At 71.2% G+C, this 22107-nt stretch carries 21 protein-coding genes; 9 read left to right on the top strand and 12 right to left on the bottom strand.

The features are described from left to right. Positions 1–123: 123 nt before the first annotated feature. On the bottom strand, positions 124–981 hold the full coding sequence (gene map / locus ACFWV8_RS02940) for a type I methionyl aminopeptidase (protein WP_384197400.1): 858 nt from the start codon (positions 979–981) through the stop codon (positions 124–126). 80 nt (positions 982–1061) lie between these two features. On the opposite strand from map, the gene ACFWV8_RS02935 reads away from it, so the two are divergent. Continuing rightward, the gene (locus ACFWV8_RS02935) at positions 1062–1289 is read left to right on the top strand and encodes a hypothetical protein (protein WP_329388495.1); all 228 of its coding nucleotides are present in this window, start codon (positions 1062–1064) and stop codon (positions 1287–1289) included. A 28-nt stretch (positions 1290–1317) separates the two neighbouring features. On the opposite strand, the gene ACFWV8_RS02930 is transcribed toward ACFWV8_RS02935, so the two are convergent. Beyond that, positions 1318–2634: an MFS transporter gene (locus ACFWV8_RS02930; RefSeq protein ID WP_384197399.1), complete on the bottom strand. Its 1317-nt coding sequence runs from the start codon at positions 2632–2634 to the stop codon at positions 1318–1320. Between the two features lie 102 nt (positions 2635–2736). Next, on the bottom strand, positions 2737–3366 hold the full coding sequence (locus ACFWV8_RS02925) for a hypothetical protein (RefSeq protein ID WP_384197397.1): 630 nt from the start codon (positions 3364–3366) through the stop codon (positions 2737–2739). Between the two features lie 148 nt (positions 3367–3514). Here ACFWV8_RS02925 and npdG point away from each other — a divergent pair, with 148 nt between their 5' ends. From npdG to ACFWV8_RS02910, 3 genes are all read left to right on the top strand, one after another. Then, positions 3515–4225 (top strand): NADPH-dependent F420 reductase, encoded by a 711-nt coding sequence (gene npdG / locus ACFWV8_RS02920; RefSeq protein WP_384197395.1) that lies wholly within the window; start codon positions 3515–3517, stop codon positions 4223–4225. 73 nt (positions 4226–4298) lie between these two features. Further along, a complete protein-coding gene (locus tag ACFWV8_RS02915; protein WP_384197393.1) occupies positions 4299–4475 on the top strand; it encodes a hypothetical protein in 177 nt (58 codons plus the stop codon). A gap of 133 nt (positions 4476–4608) precedes the next feature. After that, positions 4609–7992, top strand: coding sequence for a BTAD domain-containing putative transcriptional regulator (locus ACFWV8_RS02910; protein ID WP_384197507.1), 3384 nt, complete (start codon positions 4609–4611; stop codon positions 7990–7992). 33 nt (positions 7993–8025) lie between these two features. Here the strand turns inward: ACFWV8_RS02910 and ACFWV8_RS02905 are convergent, their stop codons facing one another. The 3 genes from ACFWV8_RS02905 to panB form a co-directional block, all read right to left on the bottom strand. Continuing rightward, complete coding sequence (locus ACFWV8_RS02905; protein WP_384197391.1) at positions 8026–8886, bottom strand: ABC transporter permease; 861 nt, start codon at positions 8884–8886, stop codon at positions 8026–8028. Continuing rightward, a complete protein-coding gene (locus tag ACFWV8_RS02900; RefSeq protein ID WP_384197389.1) occupies positions 8883–9905 on the bottom strand; it encodes an ATP-binding cassette domain-containing protein in 1023 nt (340 codons plus the stop codon). The genes ACFWV8_RS02905 and ACFWV8_RS02900 overlap by 4 nt, the downstream gene beginning before the upstream one ends. 199 nt (positions 9906–10104) lie before the next feature. After that, positions 10105–10965 (bottom strand): 3-methyl-2-oxobutanoate hydroxymethyltransferase, encoded by an 861-nt coding sequence (panB, locus tag ACFWV8_RS02895; RefSeq protein WP_384197387.1) that lies wholly within the window; start codon positions 10963–10965, stop codon positions 10105–10107. A gap of 175 nt (positions 10966–11140) precedes the next feature. On the opposite strand from panB, the gene ACFWV8_RS02890 reads away from it, so the two are divergent. The 3 genes from ACFWV8_RS02890 to ACFWV8_RS02880 all read left to right on the top strand — a co-directional run bounded on the left by ACFWV8_RS02890 (position 11141) and on the right by ACFWV8_RS02880 (position 14804). Then, complete coding sequence (locus ACFWV8_RS02890; RefSeq protein WP_384197385.1) at positions 11141–12817, top strand: DHA2 family efflux MFS transporter permease subunit; 1677 nt, start codon at positions 11141–11143, stop codon at positions 12815–12817. Between the two features lie 117 nt (positions 12818–12934). Further along, on the top strand, positions 12935–13582 hold the full coding sequence (locus tag ACFWV8_RS02885; protein WP_384197383.1) for a TetR/AcrR family transcriptional regulator: 648 nt from the start codon (positions 12935–12937) through the stop codon (positions 13580–13582). Between the two features lie 196 nt (positions 13583–13778). After that, positions 13779–14804 (top strand): endonuclease/exonuclease/phosphatase family protein, encoded by a 1026-nt coding sequence (locus ACFWV8_RS02880; RefSeq protein WP_384197381.1) that lies wholly within the window; start codon positions 13779–13781, stop codon positions 14802–14804. A gap of 48 nt (positions 14805–14852) precedes the next feature. On the opposite strand, the gene ACFWV8_RS02875 is transcribed toward ACFWV8_RS02880, so the two are convergent. From ACFWV8_RS02875 to ACFWV8_RS02855, 5 genes are all read right to left on the bottom strand, one after another. Beyond that, complete coding sequence (locus ACFWV8_RS02875; protein WP_384197379.1) at positions 14853–16613, bottom strand: NAD+ synthase; 1761 nt, start codon at positions 16611–16613, stop codon at positions 14853–14855. Between the two features lie 136 nt (positions 16614–16749). Then, entirely contained in the window at positions 16750–17169 is a 420-nt protein-coding gene (locus ACFWV8_RS02870; protein ID WP_329388518.1) for a CBS domain-containing protein, read from the bottom strand. A gap of 213 nt (positions 17170–17382) precedes the next feature. After that, the gene (locus ACFWV8_RS02865; RefSeq protein ID WP_329388520.1) at positions 17383–18066 is read right to left on the bottom strand and encodes a DUF305 domain-containing protein; all 684 of its coding nucleotides are present in this window, start codon (positions 18064–18066) and stop codon (positions 17383–17385) included. Continuing rightward, on the bottom strand, positions 18063–18716 hold the full coding sequence (locus ACFWV8_RS02860; RefSeq protein ID WP_384197377.1) for a DUF3105 domain-containing protein: 654 nt from the start codon (positions 18714–18716) through the stop codon (positions 18063–18065). The genes ACFWV8_RS02865 and ACFWV8_RS02860 overlap by 4 nt, the downstream gene beginning before the upstream one ends. Before the next feature lie 79 nt (positions 18717–18795). Continuing rightward, a complete protein-coding gene (locus tag ACFWV8_RS02855) occupies positions 18796–19251 on the bottom strand; it encodes a hypothetical protein (RefSeq protein WP_384197375.1) in 456 nt (151 codons plus the stop codon). 136 nt (positions 19252–19387) lie between these two features. Between ACFWV8_RS02855 and ACFWV8_RS02850 the strand changes: the two genes are divergently transcribed. Together ACFWV8_RS02850 and glnA are read left to right on the top strand one after the other, a co-directional pair. After that, a complete protein-coding gene (locus tag ACFWV8_RS02850) occupies positions 19388–19915 on the top strand; it encodes a MarR family winged helix-turn-helix transcriptional regulator (RefSeq protein WP_384197373.1) in 528 nt (175 codons plus the stop codon). Between the two features lie 176 nt (positions 19916–20091). Then, positions 20092–21453, top strand: a complete 1362-nt coding sequence (glnA, locus tag ACFWV8_RS02845) for a type I glutamate--ammonia ligase (protein ID WP_384197371.1) — start codon at positions 20092–20094, stop codon at positions 21451–21453. A gap of 7 nt (positions 21454–21460) precedes the next feature. On the opposite strand, the gene ACFWV8_RS02840 is transcribed toward glnA, so the two are convergent. Continuing rightward, positions 21461–22099: an NADPH-dependent F420 reductase gene (locus ACFWV8_RS02840; RefSeq protein WP_384197370.1), complete on the bottom strand. Its 639-nt coding sequence runs from the start codon at positions 22097–22099 to the stop codon at positions 21461–21463. Between the last annotated feature and the right edge of the window lie 8 nt (positions 22100–22107).

Genomic DNA, 22107 nt, shown 5'->3' with positions numbered 1-22107 from the left:
GGCTTACCTAAGTCAACTGGTTCCCGACGTCCTGTCGGTAAAAGTGTCACCCGCCGAGCGCGCGGGGGCCACCCGTCCTCGGTGTGTCCCTCGCGCGGCGCGCAGCAGGTCAGGGCGTCCGCGTCACGGCAGGGTCAGGATGTCCGCGCCGGTTTCCGTCACCACGAGCGTGTGCTCGAACTGGGCGGTCCGCCTGCGGTCCTTCGTCACCACGGTCCAGCCGTCGTCCCACATCTCGTACTCGTGGGTGCCCAGCGTGAGCATCGGCTCGATGGTGAAGGTCATGCCGGGCCGCATGACGGTCGTCGCGTGCGGGCTGTCGTAGTGCGGGATGATCAGCCCGGAGTGGAACGACGAGTTGATGCCGTGCCCGGTGAAGTCGCGGACCACGCCGTAACCGAAGCGCTTGGCGTACGACTCGATGACGCGGCCGATGACATTGATCTGCCGGCCGGGCCTGACGGCCTTGATGGCCCGGTTCAGTGACTCACGGGTCCGCTCGACCAGCAGCCTGGACTCCTCGTCGACGGCACCGCAGAAGTACGTGGCGTTGTTGTCGCCGTGCACGCCGTTGATGTAGGCGGTGACGTCGAGATTCACGATGTCGCCGTCGCGCAGCACGGTGGAGTCGGGGATGCCGTGGCAGATGACCTCGTTGACCGAGGTGCAGAGCGACTTCGGGAACTCGCGGTAGCCGAGGGTCGAGGGGTACGCCCCGTGGTCGACCATGAAGTCGTGCGCGACCCGGTCGAGCTCGTCGGTGGTGACGCCGGGCGCGATGTGCTTCGCGGCCTCCTCCATCGCCTGGGCGGCGATCCGTCCGGCGATCCGCATCAGCTCGACGGTCTCGTCGCTCTGCACCTCCGACCCGGTGTACGGGGCCGGCTGAGGTTTGCCGACGTACTCCGGGCGCCGGATTTTCGCGGGAACGGTACGGGCGGGAGAGAGCTCCCCGGGCACGAGGAGTGACTGGCCAGACATACCAGCGAGTCTAACCAGCGTTCAAAAGCCGTCGGTGGGGCAGCATGGCGTTCAGAGGGTTCAGAGGAAGGAGCCGATCGATGGCCCTGTTCAAGAAGCGCACGGTGGGTAAGCCGGGCGAGTGGTTCTACTGCCTGGAACACAAACGGGTCGAGGAGGGCCCCGACTGTCCGGCCAAGGACCGCTTCGGCCCGTACGCCTCCAGACAGGAGGCGGAGCGCGCCATGGAAACGGCGGCCGAACGCAACCTCGACTGGGAGACGGACCCCCGCTGGCACGACAAGCAGCAGGACCCGCCGCCGTCCTGACACCGCTTCCCCGCCGGCCCGTCCGGCGTCAGGCGACCGCGCCTGGCGCCGGGACCTCGGCGGCGACCGCGTTCTCCGCCGCCTCCTGGTGGGCCTTGCGGCGCAGCGCGTCCTCGTCCGTCGCCGAGTCGTACGTCATCAGCTTGGGCAGCACCGCCGCCAGCAGCCCCACGGCCACCACGCACGCCACCCCGCCGCTCCAGACCGCCGGGCGGGTGCCTGTCCAGCCGGCCACCGTGCCCGCGCGGACCTGTCCGAGCTGCGGACCCACGCTGTACGACAGCAGCTCCAGGCCCGCCAGCCTGCCCCGCAGTTCCTCGGGGATCGTCTGGTTCCAGATCGTCGAACGGCCGAGGCCGCTGAGCATGTCGCCGGCGCCCGCCAGCATCAGGAAGAGCAGGACCAGCCAGATGTTCGGCATCCAGCCCGCGAGGGTCATCGCCAGGCCCCAGCCGCCCGCGCCGAGCACCACCATCAGGCCGTGCCGCCGGATCCCCGACGCCCAGCCGCTGGTCAGGCTGACCAGTACGGAACCGAGCGGGATGGCCCCGTACATCAGCCCCAGCGCCCACTCGGCCTCCAGGTCCTCCGCGAGGAACGGGAAGATCGCGAGCGGGTAGGCGAAGAGCATCGCGCTCAGGTCGACCGCGTACGTGCCCAGCAGCACCGGCTTGCTCCACGCGTACCGCGCGCCCTCGGCGATCCCGCGCAGCGACGGTTTGCCCGCCTCCTTGGAAGGCGGCGCGGGCCGCAGCCGCAGACACATCAGTACGGAGGCGACGAACCCGGTCACGGTCAGCGCGTACGCCGTCGCCGTCCCCGAGAACGCCACCACGACACCGGCCACCGCGGGCCCCGCGACCGCCGCGGTCTGCCAGCGCAGCGCGTTGAGCGCGGCGGCGGCCGTCGTCTGGGCGTGCGGCACGATCCGCGCGATCAGCGAGTCCAGCGCGGGCCGCTGGATACCCGCCAGCGCGGAGACACCGGCGGCCACGACGTACAGCGGCCAGAGGGCCGGCCGGGGCAGCAGCGCGTTGATCAGCAGGATGACCGCGAGCAGTCCGAGGCCCGTCTCGGAGAGCAGGATCAGCCTGCGGCGGTCGACCGCGTCGGCGAGCGCACCCCCGTACAGCCCGAAGACGATCAGCGGGACCAGCTCGACGGCGCCCATCGCGCCCACCGCGAGGGGCGAGTTGGTGAGGTCCTTGATCTGGAGCGGCAGCGCGATCATGGCCATGGAGCTGCCGAAATATGTCACCAGGCCCTGGATCCACAGGAGTCGGAACTCGCGCAGCGTGCGCAGGGGGGTGAGGTCCGGCAGGATCGCGGACAGCTTTCGAGTCACGAGAGGCCATGCTCTGTCGAGACGGTCACGACGGGCAACTTCTTTAGCCGGCCCTCGACTCCGCATCCGACTCCGCATCCGACTCCGCCCCCGGCGCGGGCGTCACCAGCGGGCGGGCGGCGGTGACGTCAGCTGGTCGACGAGCCGTGACAGCCGGTCCCGGAAGCGGCGCCTGCCGTGCGCCGCCGGCAGGCTGTTCTCGCCGGCCGCCGCGCTCACCAGGTGCTGCACCATGTCGAGGTCGATGCCCGGCCCGCCATCCTCGGAAGTCTCCGGAGCCGGCGGGGCGATCGTGAGCGCGTCGTGCGCGAGCCCCACCACCTCGGAGTCCCCGCTCCCCAGCGACAGCACCGTCGCCCCCGCCCGCCGCGCGTCGTGCACCCGCTCCAGCAGCCCGCCGTCCGGCCGCTCCGGTGCCACCATCAGCAGCGTCTCACCCCGTCCCGCCGCCTGGAGCCTCCCGAGCCCGACGGCCAGATGGGGTGGGTCGCCGGGCCGTACCCCGTGCCGTACGAGCAGCGGCGCCAGCTCCGGACGGCCGGACCAGGCCGCCTCGTCCACGAGATGCGCGGCCATGTGCCACGGCTCGTACGCCCGCGTCCCGACCAGCAGCAGTCCGCCCCCGTGTGGCACGACGGAGGACCGCAGGGACGCGGCGAACCGCCTGGTCGCGGCCGGCCACTCCGTACCGGCCAGGACTTCACGGAGCAGGGCGACGCGTACGGCATCCATGGGCCGGGATCCTGCCGCAGCTGCGGGCCCCGCACCGGAGGTCGGCACGGCGTCACCCGAACGTGCCATTCCGGCTGTGCGGGGGCGCGAGAGGGGGCCGTGAGGGTCGCGCCGAGTGGGTTCCACGGCGACAAGTACTGTCAAGGTCATGACTTCTACCGACAGCGGCAGCACGCCGAAGCCCCCTGCCAAGGACCCCTGGGAGCTTCCCGACGTCGCGGATCTGACCGTGGGTGTTCTCGGCGGCACCGGTGACCAGGGGCGCGGCCTCGCCTACCGGCTGGCACGGGCCGGGCAGAAAGTGATCATCGGTTCCCGCGCGGCCGAGCGCGCCGAGACGGCCGCGGCCGAACTCGGCCTGGGCATCGAGGGTGCGGACAACGCCGAGTGCGCGCGCCGCAGCGACATCGTCATTGTCGCTGTGCCGTGGGACGGCCACGCCAAGACGCTGGAATCGCTCAGGGAAGAACTCACGGGCAAGCTCGTCGTCGACTGCGTCAACCCCCTCGGCTTCGACAAGAAGGGCGCCTACGCGCTGACGCCGGAGGAGGGCAGCGCCGCCGAACAGGCCGCTGCCCTGCTGCCCGGCTCACGCGTGACCGGCGCCTTCCACCATCTGTCCGCCGTACTGCTCCTGGACGCCTCGGTCGGGCGGATCGACACCGATGTGATGGTGCTGGGCGAGACGCGGGCCGACACCGACATCGTGCAGGCGCTCGCGGCGCGTATCCCCGGGATGCGGGGGGTGTTCGCGGGGCGGCTGCGCAACGCGCACCAGGTGGAGTCGCTCGTGGCGAACCTGATCTCCGTCAACCGCCGTTACAAGGCGCACGCGGGTCTGCGGGTCACCGACGTCTGAGGGCGACGGGGCATGGGGGACACTGGACTTGCGCCGTACGCGCGTCCTCACGCCCCCGACAGGAGCCGACCTCATGCCCCGCCTCGCCCTCTACGCCCTCGTCGTCTGCCTCCTGGCCGTCACGGCGGCCGTGGTGTCCTTCGTCCAGGGGAGCACCTGGCTCGGCGTCGTCTGGGTGCTGCTGGCCGGGCTGTCCTCGAACATGGCCTGGTACTACCTCCGCAGGGCGAGGACAGCTGCCTCGCGCTAGCGCGTGCCCGGCGCCCTGTCGGCGACACGCCGAAAACGTCTCGCCTGCGGGGGTGGGTTCCGGCGAGGGTGGGTGTACGGCGGGGGAGGCGCACATGGGGGGCAGGAACGTGGGGGAGCTGTCGGCCGACCGGATGGTCGTACCGGACAATGGTGGAGTGCGTTACCGGCTTCTCGGCCCCACCCGGGCACTGCGCCCCGACGGCATCCCGTACGCCGTCGGCGGACCGAGGCTGCGCGCGCTGCTGACGGTGCTGGCGCTGCGGCCCGGCCGGACCGTCCCGGCGGCCACCCTTGTCGAGGAGGTTTGGGACGGCGAAGCGCCCGCGGACGCCGCCGGCGCGCTCCAGGCCCTGGTCAGCAGGCTCCGCCGGGTGCTCGGTGCCGGGGCGGTCGTCTCTGACACCGGTGGGTACCGGCTCCGCGCGGCCCCGGAGGACGTGGACCTGTACCGCTTCGAACGGCTCACGGCCGAGGGCACCAAGGCGCTGGACGCCGGCAGCCCCGAACGGGCCGCCGAACTCCTGGACGAGGCGCTGGCGCTCTGGCACGGCCCCGCGCTGTCCGACCTGCCCGACCGCAGGGCGGAGTCGGCGCGCTGGGAGGCCCGCCGGCTGGGCGCCCGCAGGGCACGGCTCACGGCGGCGCTCGCCATCGGCCGGGCGGAGGAGGCGCTGCCGGAGCTGGCGGAGCTCTGCGACGACCACCCCATCGACGAACTGCTCCAGGCCCTGCGCATCCGCGCGCTGCGCGCCGTGGGGCGTACGGCCGAGGCGCTGTCGGCGTACGACGACGTACGCCGCGACCTCGCGACCCGGCTCGGCACCGACCCGGGGCCCGAACTGCGCTCGCTGCACAAGGAGTTGCTGAGCCCGGACGAGCACGGGACGCGCCAGAACGCGAACGGCCACCGCGCGAACGGCGAGCACGGCAACGGCGACCGCCCGCGCCGTACGCCCCGGACCGAGCCCGCGCCCGCGGTCAACGGCGCCGCGCCCCCTTCGGCCTCCGGCAACCTCCGCGTCCCCCTCACCAGCTTCGTCGGCCGCGACACCGACCTGGACGCCCTGCGGGGAGACCTCCGCGACGCGCGGCTCGTCACCCTGCTCGGGGCCGGCGGCGCCGGGAAGACGCGTCTGTCGCAGGAGGCCGCCGCCGCGGCCGACCCCGCTGGCTGGCCCGACGGGGTGTGGCTCGCCGAACTCGCCCCCGTGGACGACCCCGCGACTGTGCCGGAGGCCGTACTCCTCGCGCTCGGGGCGCGCGAGACCGTGCTGCGCGGCGCCGGGGCCGAGGGGCTGCGCGCTGCCGACCCGGGCTCCAACGACCCCCTCGTACGGCTCGTGGAGCACTGTTCGCGCCGGCGCATGCTGATCCTGCTCGACAACTGCGAGCACGTCGTGGACGCCGCCGCCCGGCTCGCCGAGGAACTGCTGGCCCGCTGCCCCGGCGTGACCGTCCTCGCCACCAGCCGCGAACCGCTCGGCGTGCCCGGCGAGGTCGTACGCCCCGTCGGCCCGCTGCCCGAGCCGATGGCGCTGCGGCTGCTCGCCGACCGCGGCGCCGCCGCCCGCCCCGGCTTCCGTACGGACGAGGACCCGGCCGCCGCCGACGAGATCTGCCGCAGGCTCGACGGGCTGCCGCTCGCGATCGAACTGGCCGCCGCGCGGCTGCGGATGCTCACCCCCCGGCAGATCGCCGACCGCCTCGACGACCGCTTCCGCCTGCTGACCGGCGGCAGCCGCACCGTACTGCCCAGACAGCAGACGCTGCGCGCCGTGGTCGACTGGTCGTGGGACCTGCTCGACTCCGCCGAGCGGACCGCGCTGGGAGCCCTGTCCGTCTTCGCGGGCGGCTGCGACCTGGCCGCCGCCGAGGCCGTGTGCGGGCCCGACGCGCTGGAAGTGCTCGGCTCGCTGGTCGACAAGTCGCTCGTGGTCGCCACCCCCGCCCCGGACGGGGCGATGCGCTTCCGGCTGCTGGAGACCGTCCTGGAGTACGCGGGTGAGCGGCTGGACGAGTCCGACGGCCGCGCCGCCGCCGAGCGCCGCCATCTCGTGCACTTCCGGGAGCTGGCCCGGTGCGCCGACCCGAAGCTGCGCGGTGCGGAGCAACTCCCGTGGATCGAGCGGCTCTCGGTCGAGTACGAGAACCTGCGCACCGCGCTGCGGCACGCCGTCGCGGCCGGGGACGAGCACGAGGCGCTCTGTCTGGTGCACTCCCTCGCCTGGTACTGGCACATCCGCGACATGCGCACCGACGCCCGGCACTGGTCGGGCGCCGCCGCCGAACTGGGCCCCGACCCCTTCGATCCACCGGTCTCCCCGGCCCCGCCGATCCACGAACGGTGTACGGACGCGCCGCCGCCGATGGCGCCCGAGCTGCTGCTGGAGGCGCGGCGCGGGGCCCGGCTGATCCATCTGGCCAACATGGACCACGACTTCGACGTGTGGACCTCGCCCGACGCGCTGGAGTGGCTGCGCCGCGTCCGTGAGGTGTACCGGCCCGGTCTGCCGCAGACCTGCCGTACACCCGGCTCGCTCTGGTTCTTCTCCATCCTGCTGACGGGGGAGTCCGACCGGCTCCGTGAGGTGACGGACGGGACCGTCGACGCGTGCCGGGACCTCGGCTACGAGTGGGAGCTCGCGTCGGCCCTCCAGGTGCGCGCCAACATCCTCGCCAACCGCACCGAGTGGGTCGGCGACGCGGGCCGGGACGCCGAGGAGAGCCTGGAGATCTTCACCAGGATCGGCGACGCGTGGGGCGCCGCGGAGGCCCTGTCGGCCCGTGCCGAGGCCTTTGAGCGCAGCGGTGAGTTCGAGCGCTCCGCGACCGACTTCCGCGCCGCCATCGACAACGCCCGGCTGCTCGGCGCCGAGTCGCAGATCTCGCTCCTGCGCACGCGCCTGGCGGGCGTGATGATGGAGACGGGCGACGGGGACGAGGCCGAGGCGATGCTGCGCGAGATCCTCGCCAGGACCGAACGGCGGGGCTACGAGGCCGAGCCGGCCGCCCGCCTCTATCTGGCGATGTGGCTCGGCCGCACCGGACGCGCCACCGAGGGCCGCCGTGAACTCGACCTGTTGCTCGATGACTTCAACCGTTCCAACCTCGCCCTCTTCGAAGGGTTCGTGTTCGGGCTGCTCTCCTGGCTGGAGAATCTCGACGGGCGGTACGCCGAGGCGCTCGACCGGTCACGGCAGGCCCTGGACCGTACGCGCGACCCGATGTCGCGGATGGTCGCCCCGCAGATGCCGGCGGTCCATCTGCTCACCGCGGGCTGGGCGATGGCCGGACTCGGCGGCCCGGAGCGGGTACGCGACGGCGCGCGCCTCGTGGGCGCGTACGAGGCGCACCTGCCGCGGGGCCACTACTCCCACTCGCAGGAGCGCGAGTGCCGGGAGGGGGCCGATGCCACGATCCACGCGGGCGGGCTCGCGGGCGCCGACTACGAGAAGGCGCTCGCCGAGGGCCGCACGCTCTCCCTCGACGAGGCCTTCGAACTCGCCGGCGCCTGAGGCGCCCGTCTCCGTCCCACCGGAGGCCCGGTCTCAGGTCTTCTTGCGGAACTTGGCCACCGCGATCGGCGCCGTCACCACCGTGATCACCGCCGACCACGCCAGCGTCAGCCACAGGTCGTGCGCGACCGGCCCGCCGATGAACAGCCCGCGCGCCGCGTCGGCCAGATTCGACAGCGGGTTGTAGTCCGTGAAGTTCTGCAGCCAGCCCGGCATCGTGGACGGCGGGGTGAAGATCGAGGAGCCGAACTGGAGCGGCATCAGCACCAGGAAGCCGACCCCCTGCACCGCCTGCGCCGTCTTCACCGTGAGACCGATCAGGATGAAGATCCACATCAGCGACGCGCCGAACAGCAGCGAGAGCCCGATCGCGCCCAGCACATGGAGCGGTGAGGTCTCGACCTCCATACCGAGGACGAAGCCCACGGTCAGCAGGATCGCGAAGGCGACCATCATGCGGCCGACCTCGACCACGATCTTCGCGACCAGGACCGACGACCGCGCGATGGGCATCGTCCGGAACCGGTCCATGACCCCCTTCTGGAAGTCCTCGTTTATCCCGCTGCCCACCGCCATCGAGACGTTGAGCCCCATCATCGCCATCAGACCGGGGACCAGATAGCTCACGTACTCGGACTGGTTGCCCTTGCCCGCGACGGCCCCGCCGAAGACGAAGACGAAGAGCAGCGTGAAGACGATCGGCATCAGCAGGACGTCGAACATCGACTCCGGGTCCTGCTTGATCTGGAGGGCGTTACGGCGAGCGAGGGCGCCGATGTGCCGCAGATTGGCCCGCAGACCGATCCGGCCCTCGTCGGCGGTGGTCCGGACTCGCTGTTCGGTCCGGGGGGACGGCGCGGGCTCCGTCACCTTCGTCGTAGTCGCCGTACTCATGCCGCGGCTCCCTTCAACTGCGCGTCGGTCTCTGTGCCGTCGGACTGCTCGCTCGACTTCTCGCCCGTGATCGCCAGGAACACCTCGTCCAGACTGGGCAGATGGGTGCCGATGTGCGCGATGTCGAAACCGCGCCCGCCCAGCAGCCCGATGACGGCGGTCAGTTGCTCGTCGGCGAGGATCGGCACGAAGAGCATGCCGTCGTGGATCTGCGATCCCGCGATGCCGTCCAGCCCCGTCTCGTTCAGCGCCCTGGCCATCTCCGGCAGCCGGGCGGGGTCGCTCGGGCGGATCTCCAGGGTCCGGCCGCCGACCTTCGCCTTCAGCTCGTCGACCTTGCCGCCCGCGACGACCCGGCCGCGGTCGATGACCGTCAGCTCGCTCGCGAGCTGCTCCGCCTCTTCCATGTACTGCGTGGTGAGCAGGACGGTCACGCCGTCGGACACCATCCGCTGGACCTCTGCCCACACCTCGTTACGGGTGCGGGGGTCGAGACCCGTGGTCGGCTCGTCCAGATAGAGCACCGCGGGCTTGCCGATCATCGACGCCGCGAGGTCCAGGCGCCTGCGCATACCGCCGGAGTACTGAAGCACCGGCTTCTTCGCCGCCTCGGTGAGCGAGAACCGCTCCAGCAGCTCGTCGGCGCGCTTACGGGCGGCGGGCCGGGGCAGATCGAGCAGCCGCCCGATCATGTACAGGTTCTCCCAGCCGGCGAGCTTCTCGTCCACCGAGGCGTACTGCCCGGTGAGGCCGATGGTGCGGCGGAGCTGTCGCGGCTGCTTGACGACGTCGTAGCCGGCGACGACGGCCGTGCCCGCGTCGGGCAGGATCAGGGTGGACAAGCAGCGTACGAGGGTGGTCTTACCGGCGCCGTTCGGGCCGAGGACACCGAGGACCGTGCCTTCACGCACGTCCAGGTCCACCCCGTCCAGCGCCTTGGTCGCACCGTAGTGCTTGACCAGGCCCCGCACTGTGACGGCCGTGGTGCCGTCGGCAGGGATTGTGTCGATTCGCGTCATGCCGACGATCCTGGCATCCGCCACTGACAACGGACCGACAGGCGGCCGACAGCCCGCCGACACGCACAAGTAGGACCTGTCCCGGGAGGACGCGCGACGGATGCGCCGCGACCCCCGGGAACGCCGACAGCCCGCCGATGGGGGATGTCGGCGGGCTGTCTTCTGTTGCGGCAGTGGCTGCTGTGGTGGGGCTGTGGGGCTAGTGGAAGGTGTGCTCTTCCTGCGGGAACGTACCGCCAACGACCTCGTCCGCGAACGCCTTCGCGGCGTCGCCGAGCGTCTGCCGGAGGTTCGCGTACTGCTTGGTGAAGCGTGGCACCTTGCCACCCGTGAGACCCACCATGTCGGTGTACACGAGCACCTGCGCGTCGGTGTCAGGACCGGCGCCGATGCCTATGGTCGGGATGGACAGCGACCGCGTGACCTCGGCGGCGACCTCGGCGGGCACCAGCTCCAGGACCACCGCGAACGCGCCGGCCGCCTGCGCCGACTTGGCGTCTTGCAGCAGCCGGTGAGCGGCCTCGTCGCCCCGGCCCTGCACCCGGTAGCCGAGGGTGTTCACCGACTGCGGCGTCAGGCCGAGGTGCGACATGACCGGGATACCGGCCTGGACCAGCAGCTCCGTCTGGGGCAGCGAGCGCGCCCCGCCCTCCAGCTTGACCGCGCCGACCCCGGCGTCCTTGACCAGCCGGGTGGCGCTGCGCAGGGCCTGGACGGGGCCTTCCTGGTACGAGCCGAAGGGGAGGTCGCCGACGACGAGGGCGCGCTTGGTGCCCCGTACGACCGCCGCGGAGAGCATCGTCATCTCATCGAGCGTGACCGGTACCGTGGTCTCGTAGCCGAGATGGACATTGCCCATCGAGTCGCCGACGAGCATGACCGGAATGCCGGCCTCGTCGAAGACGGAAGCGGTCATCGCGTCGTAGGCGGTGAGCATGGGCCACTTCTCGCCGCGTCGCTTGGCGGCGGCGATGTCGTGGACGGTGACGCGGCGGGTGCTGGTGCCGCCGTAGAGCGACTTGGTGTCGCCGGAGGGGTTCTGCGCAGCCTCGGACTTCATGGCGTACGGCTCCTTCGTCATCTCGAGGCGCCCTGACGGCGTCCCCGGACCGAGTCCATGGTGGCATCTCCGGACCACCGACGGGAAGTGGGGTTGCTCCGGCCGGGCCGGTTCGTTGGGTAAAGAATTTACAATACGAGACGGTCTCGTATTGAAATAGGCATACGCTCGGGCCATGTCCACATCGTCACCCTCGTCCACACCGCCGCCGTCCTCACCGGTATCCGGGCCGGCCGGCGGCCACGGCTCGGCACCCCGGGTCCCCGAAGCCATTCACCGCCGCCGCTGGGCCATCCTCGGCGTCCTGATGTTCAGCCTGCTCATCGTGGTGCTGGACAACTCGATCCTGAACGTCGCGGTCAAGACGATCGCGAGCCCCGAGCCCGTCGGACTCGGCGCCACCCAGAGCGAGCTCGAATGGGCGATCAACTCCTACACCCTCGTCTTCGCCGGCCTCCTCTTCACCTCCGGTCTGCTCGGCGACCGCGTCGGCCGAAAGAAGGTGCTGCTCTTCGGCATCGCGGTCTTCGGCGTCGGCTCGGCCCTCGCCGCGATGTCCGGATCGCCCGGTGAACTCGTCGCGTACCGCGCTCTGATGGGCTTCGGCGCCGCCTTTGTGATGCCGGCCACCCTCGCCGTCCTGATGAACGTCTTCGAGCGTGACGAGCAGCCCAAGGCCATCGGCATATGGGCCGGCAGTGTCGGACTCGGCATAGCCGTCGGGCCCATCACCGGCGGCGTCCTGCTCGAACACTTCTGGTGGGGCTCGATCTTCCTGATCAACGTCCCCGTGGTGGTCGTCGCCCTGATAGCCATGGTGGTGCTGGTCCCGGACTCCAGGGACCCCAACCCCGGCCGGGTCGACCCGGTTGGCGTACTGCTCTCGATCGTCGGCCTCGTACTGCTGGTGTACGGGATCATCCGCGCGGGCGAACTCGCCGACTTCACCGACGCCGGGGTGCTGGCCTCGACCATCGGCGGTCTGGCCGTCCTGGCCGCGTTCGTCGTGCACCAGAAGCGCAGCGACCATCCGTCGATCGACATGTCCTACTTCAAGAAGCCCGCGTTCTCGGCCGCTGTCGCCGCCATCGCGCTGGTCTTCTTCGCCCTGATGGGCGTGACCTTCTTCTCGGCCTTCTACCTCCAGAGCGTGCGCGGCTACAGCGCGCTCGACTCGGGTCTGCTGATCCTGCCGCTCGCCGTGGCACAGATGGTGTTCGCGCCGCGTGCCCGGCTGGTCGTCGAACGGTTCGGCGCCCGCGCGGTCTGCACCGCCGGCATGCTGCTCGTCGCCGCCGGCCTCGCCGCGTTCGCCCTGTTCGACGCCACCACACCCGTCTGGGTGCTGTGCGTCGTGTTCTTCGTCCAGGGCACCGGAATGGCCCACATCATGCCGCCGGTGACCGTCGCCGTCATGCAGGCCCTGCCGCGCGAGAAGGCCGGCTCGGGCTCGGCCGTCAACAACACCTTCCGCCAGGTCGGCGGCGCGCTCGGGATCGCCGTACTCGGCTCGCTGCTCTCCACCACCTACCGCGGCGAGATCGAGGGACACCTCGGCGCCGTACCGGCCGCCGCGCGCGACACGGCGGGGGAGTCGATCGAGGCGACCATGGCCGTCGCCGGGAAACTCGGCCCCGCCGGCGGCCAGTTGATCTCCTCCGCGAACGACGCCTTCCTGACCGCCATGCACGTCACGGCCCTCGGTTCGGCCGCCGTCGCGCTGGTCGGCACCGTCGTGGTGGCGCTCTTCATGCCGGGCCGTACGGCTCCGAAGGGACCCGCCCCGAAGAAGCAGGCGTCCGGTCCGCAGGCGGAGCCGCCGGCCGAGCCCGCGCCGGCCCTGCGGGACTGACGGGCGGTCGACCGCGCCCGACCGGTCGGGGACGGTCGACCGTGTCCGCCGGCGTCGGCGAGAATCGACCGCGTCGCGCGGCGTACGGCGTGGTGGAGCAGGGCGAAAGGTGAGGCGTTGCGAGGGCGAGAACAGGGTGAGGAACGGGAGCCCAGGCGAGGCCGGCCGCGCAGCGAGGCGGCCGAACGCGCCATCATCGAGGCCGTGGTGCGGCTTCTTGAGGAGGGTGAGCCGCTGGCCGGGCTCTCCATCGAGCGCATCGCGCGGACGGCGGGCGTCGGCAAGGCGACCATCTACCGGCGCTGGCGCGACAAGGAAGAGCTCTTCGTCGACGTCCTGCGCGACATCGAGCCGCCCGACCCGGCCCTGTCCGGCACCTCGGGCCTCGCCGACATCCTCATCATTCTGGAGACCCTGCGCCGCCGGGGTCTCGCCCAGCGCGACTCGACCCTGCTCCACAGCGTCCTCTCGCAGATGAAGAGCCACCCGAAGCTGTGGAACGCCTACCACGCCACCGTCATCGAGCCGCGCCGGGTCGCGATGCGGGCGGCGGTCCGCCGCGCCGTCGCCGCGGGTGAACTCCGCGACGACATCGACGTGGAGCTGATGACCGAACTGATCACCAGCCCCATGCTCGTACGCACCATCCACCGCAGGGACGCGCCGCTGGAGGACGACCTCTCCGAGCGGATCGTCCGGACGCTGCTCGAAGGCCTGCGCCCCAGGGAAACCGCCACGGACGCCGTCGGCGGGACGGAGAGCTGAGCGCCTGCCGTGCGTCCGCGCCGAACGTGCGTGTTCCGTCACAGCCGCCCGCCGTTCACCCTCGCCCGGAACCCGCCGCCCCTCACCACTCGTCCTTGTGCCCGTACGGCCGTCGTGGGGGGACGGCAGGGATAGCGCCCGTCATCGCCTAGGGTCGACGGCGGGCGTGCACGGCAAGGCAGCGAGGGCAGGCGGAATGACGCAGGAGTACACGGCTGAGTCCCAGGTGGACGGCGCCGAGGACAACGACCCTCCCACGAGCCGGTTCCGGGCCTTCGCCGACCGCGTACGCGGCGACCGCGGGATCTGGCGGAGGGGTCTCGTCCTCGCGGTGCTGGCCGTCCTGACGGCGCTGCTGATGATCCTGCACGCCCAGGTCCCCAACCGCATCGGCAACTTGGGCAGTCTCATGGAGACCTTCCTGCCGTGGCTGGGGCTGTTCGTCCCCGTGATTCTCGTGGGCGCGCTGGTACGGCGCTCCGCCACCGCGCTGATCGCGCTCCTGCTGCCCGCAGTCGTCTGGGTCAATCTCTTCGGCGGGCTGCTCCTCGACAAGTCGGGCGGCGGCGGCGATCTGACGGTCGCCACGCACAACGTCAACGCGGAGAACACCGACCCGGAGGGAACCGCGCGCGAGATCGCCGCGTCGGGTGCGGACGTCGTCGCGCTGGAGGAACTGAAGGCATCGGCGGTTCCGACGTACGAGAAGGGGCTGGCCGGGACGTACAAGTACCACTCGGTGCAGGGCACGGTGGGCCTCTGGAGCAAGTACCCGGTGACCGGCAGCAGCCCCGTCGACATCGGGATGGGCTGGACCCGCGCGATGCGCGCCACGGTGACGACGCCGAAGGGCGAGGTCGCCGTCTACGTGGCGCACCTGCCGTCCGTACGCGTCAAGCTGCACGCCGGATTCACCGCCAACCAGCGCGACAACAGCGCCGACGCGCTCGGTGAGGCGATCGCGGACGAGGAGATCCGGCGGGTGGTGCTGCTCGGCGACCTCAACGGCACGATGAACGACCGCTCCCTGAACGCCGTGACGTCGCAGATGCGTTCCACCCAGGGCGCCGCCGGTGACGGCTACGGCTTCAGCTGGCCCGCGGCGTTCCCGATGGCGCGGATCGACCAGATCATGGTCAAGGGCGTCGAGCCGCTGTCGTCGTGGACGCTGCCCCGGACGGGCAGCGACCATCTGCCGATCGCCGCCCGTATCGAACTCTGAGCTCCGCCGGGCCTGTTCAGCGCTTCGGTCGTCCGGTCGTCCGGCTGCTCACGGGCTCGGCGATTCCCGCCAGCGGTTGGTGATCGGCAGCCGCCGGTCCTTGCCGAAGCCCTTCGCGGAGATCTTGGTGCCCGGCGGGTACTGCCGCCGCTTGTACTCCGCCGTGTCCACCATGCGCAGCGTCTTCGCCACCACCGCCGGGTCGAAGCCCGCCGCGACGATCGCGTCCTTGCCCTGGTCGCGGTCGACGTACAGCGCCAGCAGCCGGTCCAGCACGTCGTAGTCCGGCAGCGAGTCCGTGTCGACCTGGCCGGGGCGCAGTTCGGCGCTCGGCGGCTTGGTGATGGAGTTCTCCGGGATGGGCGGGGTCTGGCCGCGCTCATCGGCGGCGCGGTTGCGCCAGCGGGCGAGCCGGAAGACCGTCGTCTTGTAGACGTCCTTGATCGGGCCGTACGCGCCGACGGAGTCGCCGTACAGCGTCGAATACCCCACCGCCAGCTCGGACTTGTTCCCCGGCGCGAGGACGATCTGGCCCTCCTGGTTGGACAGCGCCATCAGCATCGTGCCGCGCAGCCGCGACTGGAGGTTCTCCTCGGCGAGTCCGGTCAGGCCGAGCGAGTCCATGTACGCGTCGAACATCGGCTCGATGGGAACGGTGCGGAAGTTGAGCCCCGTACGGCGCGCCAGTTCGGCCGCGTCGCCGCGCGAGTGGTCCGAGGAGTACTTCGACGGCATGGAGACCCCGTAGACGTTCTCCGCGCCGAGCGCGTCGCAGGCGATCGCGGCGACGAGGGCCGAGTCGATGCCGCCGGAGAGGCCGATCAGGACGGACCTGAAGCCGTTCTTCGCCGCGTACGCGCGCAGGCCCACCACCAGGGCGGAGTAGACCTCTTCGTCGTCGTCCAGCCGGTCCGCGTAACCGCCGGCCAGCTCCGGCTCGTAGGCGGCGACGGGCTCCTCGGAGAGGACGACATGGTCGACGCGGAGCCCGTCGTCCAGGATGCCGGCCGGCGGTTCGGCGGCGGCCGCCGGCAGATCGAGGTCGAGCACCACGCAGCCCTCGGAGAACTGCGGTGCGCGCGCGACGACTTCGCCGTCCTTGTCGACGACGATCGAGTCACCGTCGAAGACCAGCTCGTCCTGGCCGCCGATCATCGCCAGATACGCGGTGGTGCACCCGGCCTCCTGGGCGCGCTTGCGTACGAGTTCGAGCCGGGTGTCGTCCTTGGCCTGCTCGTACGGCGAGGCGTTGATCGAGAGCAGCAGACCGGCCCCGGCGGACCTGGTGGCCGGGACCCGGCCGCCGTCCTGCCAGAGGTCCTCGCAGATCGCGAGGGCGACGTCGATGCCGCGCACCCGTACGACGGGCATGGTGTCGCCGGGCACGAAGTAGCGGTACTCGTCGAAGACGCCGTAGTTCGGCAGATGGTGCTTGGCGAACGACAGCGCCACCCCGCCCCGGTGCAGCACGGCGGCGGCGTTCTGCGGCGAGCCCGCCGGCCGGCCGATCCGCGGCCGGTCCCGCTCGGACCGGTCGAGATAGCCCAGTATGACAGGCAGCTCGCCGAAGCCCTCGTCGGCGAGCCGGGCGGCGAGCGCGCGCAGCGCGTCGCGGGACGCCTCGACGAAGGACGACCGCAGAGCCAGGTCCTCGACGGGATAGCCGGTGAGCACCATCTCGGGGAACGCGACGAGATGCGCGCCCTGCTCGGCGGAGTGCCGGGTCCAGTGCACGATCGCCTCGGCGTTTCCGGCGAGATCGCCGACCGTCGAGTCGATCTGATTCAGAGCGAGACGTAGTTGAGGCACGCGTCCACTGTAATCGTCTCTCTGACGCGATGGGGTGGCGGGGCAGGATCCGGCCGGCAGAACCCACGCACGGGCCGTGTGCGGGCCGCGCCACGGGGCGGCGGCCCGCACACGCGCCCGGTGCCTGTGAGGCTGCTCAGCCGGCCGCGTAGACCTGCTCGGCCCACGTGGCGATCTGCTCCTCGCTCAGGTGCTGCGCCAGATCCGCCTCGCTGATCATGCCGACGAGGCGCTTGTTCTCGATCACGGGCAGCCGGCGGATCTGGTGCTCCTGCATCTCTTCGAGCACGTCGTCCACCTCCGCGTCCGCGTCGATCCAGCGCGGTGTGCCGTTCGCCATCTCGGCCGCGGTGGTCTTCGCCGGGTCGTGGCCCTGCGCCACACAGCCCACGACGATGTCGCGGTCGGTCAGGATGCCCGTCAGCCGCTCGTCGACATCGGCGATGGGCAGCGCGCCCACGTCCAGGTCCCGCATGAGCTGCGCGGCCCGGTCCAGGGTCTCGTGCGAGGGGATCCAGTCGGCGCCGGGATGCATGATGTCTCTGGCGTTGGTCATGGGGTTCGTCCCTCCTGAATGCCGTCCTTCCCGAGCGCACCCATCGTCATGGGGCCGTACGGGTGTACGCGACCGCAGTCACCCGAACGGGTGAATCGTGGGTCCGGCGGGGCCGAGCGCGCACCGCCTGAACGGCGCCGCCCCCGCCCATGGAGATGATCTCCACGGACGGGGGCGGCGGTGCGCCTCGTACCTCGCGCGTCACGTCCTGCGTCAGGTGCGCGGCTTCGCGCCCCGGGCCTCCAAGAGGTCGGCCATCAGGCCCAGTTCGGACTGCTGGGCCGCCACCATGCCCTTGGCCAGAGCCTTCTCCGTGTCGACCGTGCACAGATCGGCGCAGCCCTGGGCCATCGTGACGCCGCCCTTGTGGTGGTCGGTCATCAACTGGAGGTACAGGATCTCGGCCTGCTCGCCCTTGGCGGTCCGGAGCGTCTCCAGCTCCGTCTTCGTCGCCATGCCGGGCATCAGGGAGCCGTCACGGACCTCGTGGCCGCCGTGGTCCATGCCCTCCATGCCGGCCATGTCGTCCGTGCCCGCGTGCTCGCCCCGCTCCATCCAGGCCATCGGCTTCTGGTCCGTGGCGACCTTCGGCAGCTTCCACATGTCGAGCCAGCCCAGCAGCATGCCGCGCTGGTTCGCCTGGGTGTTGGCGATGTCGTACGCGAGGCGGCGCACCTCCTCGTCGTCCGTGCTGTCCCGCACCAGGAACGACATCTCCACCGCCTGCTGGTGGTGGACCGCCATGTCACGCGCGAAGCCCGCCTCCGCCGATTCCGCCGTGGGCGTGGCAGCCGCGCGGGGCGAGTCGTCGCTGCCCGCCGAGGCGACCGTGGCCGCCCCCGCGAACAGCAGGGCGAGGACGACCGCGGTGATGGCGGCCCAGCTCGTGCGCGTCACTGGGCACCCATTCCACCGGTGCACGCGGCGCCCGGCTCAGGCGTCTGCGGGCCCTGCACGTACTTCGCGAAGAACTGGTCGACCCGCGGGTCCTTCGCGCTGTCGACGGTGACCTGCTTGCCCCACGCGGTCAGCATGATCGCGCCGGCCTGCTCCTTGACGGGGCTCATCAGCGAGTACTGCGTCTTGCCCACGAGGTCGCCGAGCGCCTTCACGTCGCCCTCGGGCGCCTTGTCGTTGTACGTCACCCAGACCGCGCCGTGCTCCAGCGAGTGCACCGCGTTGACGTCCGGCACCGGCTCCTTGTAGACGTCGCCGGCGCAGTTCATCCAGACCTGGTTGTGGTTGCCGCCGACGGGCGGCGTCTGCGGGTACTTGACCGCCTCGGCGACATGGTCGCGGCCCAGCTTCTCGGCGTCCCAGGACTTCTCGCCCGTCACGGGCTCGGCCGCGGCCTGCTCCTGCTTCTTCTGGTCCTCGGACTCTTTGTTCAGCACGAACGCGCCGAAGCCGACGAGCGCCGCGACGACGACCGCGCTCGCGGTGATCGTGATGATGCGGTTGCGGCGCTCTCGGATGCGCTCCGCGCGGCGCATCTGCTCTATTCGGGCCTTGCGCTCGGTGCTCTGGGTCTTGGACTTGGAAGCCATGGTGTCTGTTCGTCCTTCTCGGAAACCTGCGGAACGGGGGTGGGGGAGTTACGGGCACCCGGTGGGGGCGCGGGCCCGGCTACGTCCGCAGTACCTGAAGGACGTGGAGGTCCGGCGCGCGGGGAAGCGCTCCGGACCGGGACACCTGGCCGGTGCTTGGCGGGAGTGCGGGACGCGCGGGGCTCACGTCACCGGTGCCGAGCGGGTCGGCGGGGTGCGGCGCGGTGAGCACGGCCGGACTCAGGTGCGGGAGGAAGCGGCAGCCGCTGGGGTCGTACGGGCAGGTGTACTCGGGGGGCGCGGCGGGCCGGACGGCCGTGCCCTCCACCTCCGTACGGAGGGTGATGCCGGTGCGGGCGATCCCCGCGGCTGTTTCCGTGGCCGTGTCCGCCGCCGCTTCCGCCGTCGGTGAGGAGGAGGCCGAGTGGTGCGTGTCGAGGGGGGTCAGACAGAAGTAGAGCGCGGCGAGCAGCGTCGCCACGGCGCTGAGCAAGGCCGTGGGACGCGCGTGACGTATGCGCTGTCGTCCCCCCATGGGCGCAGATCGTAGTCCGTACAGGTGGCCGAGCAGGAGTGCGCAGGGGGTACCGAGTCCGGAACGTGCCGTGGGGCGGCGTCCCCCGGTCGTACGGGAGGGGTCCGCTGGAGCTCCGGCGCGGTACAAAGAGGTTATGGCCGACCCTCCGGAACCTTCGCCGAGCGAGCCCGACGTCGATGCCGTGACCCGGGCGGTCCTGATCGCCTCACGGCTGCTCGTCGCGGTGTCCGTCCGTTCCCTGACCGCTGTCGAGGGCCGGGTCACCCTGCCGCAGTTCCGGCTGCTGAAGGTGCTCTCCGCGTACGGGGCCGCGAATCTGGTGTCGCTCGCCGACCGGCTCGGGGTGAACCCCTCCACCGCGATGCGGATGGTCGACCGGCTCATCGCCGCCGGGCTCGCCGAGCGCGGGATCAACCCCGGCAACCGGCGCGAGACGGTGCTGCGGCTCACGGACGAGGGCCGGACGCTCGTTTCGGACGTCTCCGCGGCCCGCAGGCGGGAGATCACGGCGATCGTCGAGCGGCTGGCCCCGGAGCAGCGTACGGCCCTCGTGGAGGCCCTCACGGCCTTCACCGAGGCGGGCGGGGAGCGGCCCATGCCGGGCGACGACGGGGAGCCGTACCCGCTGGGCTGGTCGGACACGGCGGCTCCGCTGCACTGAGGCGGGTCACTACCCGGCCCCGGGCGCGCGAGCTACGGGGCGCGTGTCTGACAATGCTCTAGTACGCCGGTGTGCAACCTTCCGGAAATCCTGTGGTGTCATGCTCGGGTGCCCCGGTGTACTCGGCAGCGTGGGAGCAGGCGGCCTGACCGGCAAGGATGGGTAGGACAGCAGACATGGACAAGCAGCAGGAATTCGTCCTCCGGACCCTTGAGGAACGGGACATCCGGTTCGTACGCCTGTGGTTCACCGACGTGCTCGGCTTCCTCAAGTCGGTCGCCGTCGCCCCCGCCGAGCTGGAACAGGCCTTTGACGAAGGCATCGGCTTCGACGGCTCGGCGATCGAGGGCTTCGCGCGGGTGTACGAGTCGGACATGATCGCCAAGCCCGATCCCGGCACCTTCCAGATCCTGCCGTGGCGCGCGGAGGCGCCGGGCACCGCGCGGATGTTCTGCGACATCCTGATGCCCGACGGCTCACCGTCGTTCGCGGATCCCCGCTACGTCCTGAAGAGGATCCTCGCCAAGACCTCGGACCTCGGCTTCACCTTCTACACCCACCCCGAGATCGAGTTCTTCCTCCTGAAGGACAAGCCGGTCGACGGCACCCGCCCGACCCCCGCCGACAGCTCCGGCTACTTCGACCACACCCCGCAGAACGTGGGCATGGACTTCCGCCGCCAGGCGATCACCATGCTCGAATCCATGGGCATCTCCGTGGAGTTCAGCCACCACGAGGGCGCTCCCGGCCAGCAGGAGATCGACCTGCGGTACGCCGACGCGCTCTCCACCGCCGACAACATCATGACCTTCCGTCTGGTCATGAAGCAGGTCGCGCTGGAGCAGGGCGTCCAGGCGTCCTTCATGCCGAAGCCGTTCAGCGAGTACCCGGGCTCCGGCATGCACACCCACCTCTCCCTCTTCGAGGGAGACCGCAACGCGTTCTACGAGTCCGGCGCGGAGTACCAGCTCTCCAAGGTCGGCCGGTCCTTCATCGCCGGACTGCTCAAGCACGCCGCCGAGATCTCGGCCGTCACCAACCAGTGGGTCAACTCCTACAAGCGCATCTGGGGCGGCTCCACCCGCACGGCGGGCTCGGGTGGCGAGGCCCCCTCCTACATCTGCTGGGGCCACAACAACCGCTCCGCACTGATCCGCGTCCCGATGTACAAGCCCGGCAAGACCGGCTCCGCGCGCGTGGAGGTCCGCTCCATCGACTCCGGCGCGAACCCCTACCTGACCTACGCGGTCCTCCTCGCCGCCGGCCTCAAGGGCATCGAGGAGGGCTACGAACTCCCGGCGGGCGCGGACGACGACGTATGGGCGCTGTCCGACTCGGAGCGCCGCGCGATGGGCATCGAGCCGCTGCCGCAGAACCTGGGCGAGGCGATCTCGCTGATGGAGCGGAGCGAACTGGTCGCGGAGACCCTGGGCGAGCACGTCTTCGACTTCTTCCTGCGCAACAAGAAGCGCGAGTGGGAGGAGTACCGCTCCGAGGTCACCGCCTTCGAGCTGAAGAACCTGCTGCCGGTGCTCTAGCCGTCCCTCAGCGGGCGACCGACATCGCGAACGGCACCGGGCCCCACGCGCGGACCAGACTCCCCACCAGGAGCGGGAACGCCTCCGGGGCCCGTGCCGTGCGCAGGTCGCCGAGGTCGACGATCCACTCCGGGGGCCAGCCCAGGTCGGTCAGCAGCGCGCCGACCGTCCTCCTGGCGCCGGGGTCGTCGCCGGACAGGAACGCCGACGGTGGGGTCGTAAGGGTGCACGGGGCGGCCATCAGCGAGACGTGCACCGTGTTGAGGGTCTTCACCACGTGTACGGCGGGCACCGCCCGCTGGATCTCCTCGGCGAGACTCCCGCCGGGGTACAGGGTGGCCGACGCGAAGCCCTGTGCGTCCGTCTCGACCGCGTTCGCGACGTCGACGAGGACCTTGCCCGCGAGGTGGGGCGCGAGGGCCGTGAGGACGTCCAAGGAGGCCGTGCCGGGCAGGGCGTTGACCACGAGGTCGGCCGCCCGTGCCGCGTCCGGCAGACCGGTGACGTGTACGCCCGGCAGGGGCCGCTCGGCGGCGGTCCGCCCGGGGTCGCGGGAGCCCACGACGATCGTGTGGCCGGCGTCGCTCCAGGGATCCGCGAGGGCCCGTGCGACGCTGCCTGAGCCGAGGACCGCGATGGTGGTCATGGTGGATC

It is taken from the genome of Streptomyces sp. NPDC058665, from assembly GCF_042714995.1.
Lineage (GTDB): Bacteria > Actinomycetota > Actinomycetes > Streptomycetales > Streptomycetaceae > Streptomyces.
This window is presented reverse-complemented; position numbering and strand designations above follow the sequence as displayed.

Bases quoted from the DNA above. Each gene is read 5' to 3' on its own strand.
- map (WP_384197400.1), bottom strand. From the start codon at position 981: ATGTCTGGCCAGTCACTCCTCGTGCCCGGGGAGCTCTCTCCCGCCCGT.
- ACFWV8_RS02935 (WP_329388495.1), top strand. From the start codon at position 1,062: ATGGCCCTGTTCAAGAAGCGCACGGTGGGTAAGCCGGGCGAGTGGTTC.
- ACFWV8_RS02925 (WP_384197397.1), bottom strand. From the start codon at position 3,366: ATGGATGCCGTACGCGTCGCCCTGCTCCGTGAAGTCCTGGCCGGTACG.
- npdG (WP_384197395.1), top strand. From the start codon at position 3,515: ATGACTTCTACCGACAGCGGCAGCACGCCGAAGCCCCCTGCCAAGGAC.
- ACFWV8_RS02915 (WP_384197393.1), top strand. From the start codon at position 4,299: ATGCCCCGCCTCGCCCTCTACGCCCTCGTCGTCTGCCTCCTGGCCGTC.
- ACFWV8_RS02910 (WP_384197507.1), top strand. From the start codon at position 4,609: ATGGTCGTACCGGACAATGGTGGAGTGCGTTACCGGCTTCTCGGCCCC.
- ACFWV8_RS02905 (WP_384197391.1), bottom strand. From the start codon at position 8,886: ATGAGTACGGCGACTACGACGAAGGTGACGGAGCCCGCGCCGTCCCCC.
- ACFWV8_RS02900 (WP_384197389.1), bottom strand. From the start codon at position 9,905: ATGACGCGAATCGACACAATCCCTGCCGACGGCACCACGGCCGTCACA.
- panB (WP_384197387.1), bottom strand. From the start codon at position 10,965: ATGAAGTCCGAGGCTGCGCAGAACCCCTCCGGCGACACCAAGTCGCTC.
- ACFWV8_RS02890 (WP_384197385.1), top strand. From the start codon at position 11,141: ATGTCCACATCGTCACCCTCGTCCACACCGCCGCCGTCCTCACCGGTA.
- ACFWV8_RS02880 (WP_384197381.1), top strand. From the start codon at position 13,779: ATGACGCAGGAGTACACGGCTGAGTCCCAGGTGGACGGCGCCGAGGAC.
- ACFWV8_RS02870 (WP_329388518.1), bottom strand. From the start codon at position 17,169: ATGACCAACGCCAGAGACATCATGCATCCCGGCGCCGACTGGATCCCC.
- ACFWV8_RS02860 (WP_384197377.1), bottom strand. From the start codon at position 18,716: ATGGCTTCCAAGTCCAAGACCCAGAGCACCGAGCGCAAGGCCCGAATA.
- ACFWV8_RS02855 (WP_384197375.1), bottom strand. From the start codon at position 19,251: ATGGGGGGACGACAGCGCATACGTCACGCGCGTCCCACGGCCTTGCTC.
- ACFWV8_RS02850 (WP_384197373.1), top strand. From the start codon at position 19,388: ATGGCCGACCCTCCGGAACCTTCGCCGAGCGAGCCCGACGTCGATGCC.
- glnA (WP_384197371.1), top strand. From the start codon at position 20,092: ATGGACAAGCAGCAGGAATTCGTCCTCCGGACCCTTGAGGAACGGGAC.
- ACFWV8_RS02840 (WP_384197370.1), bottom strand. From the start codon at position 22,099: ATGACCACCATCGCGGTCCTCGGCTCAGGCAGCGTCGCACGGGCCCTC.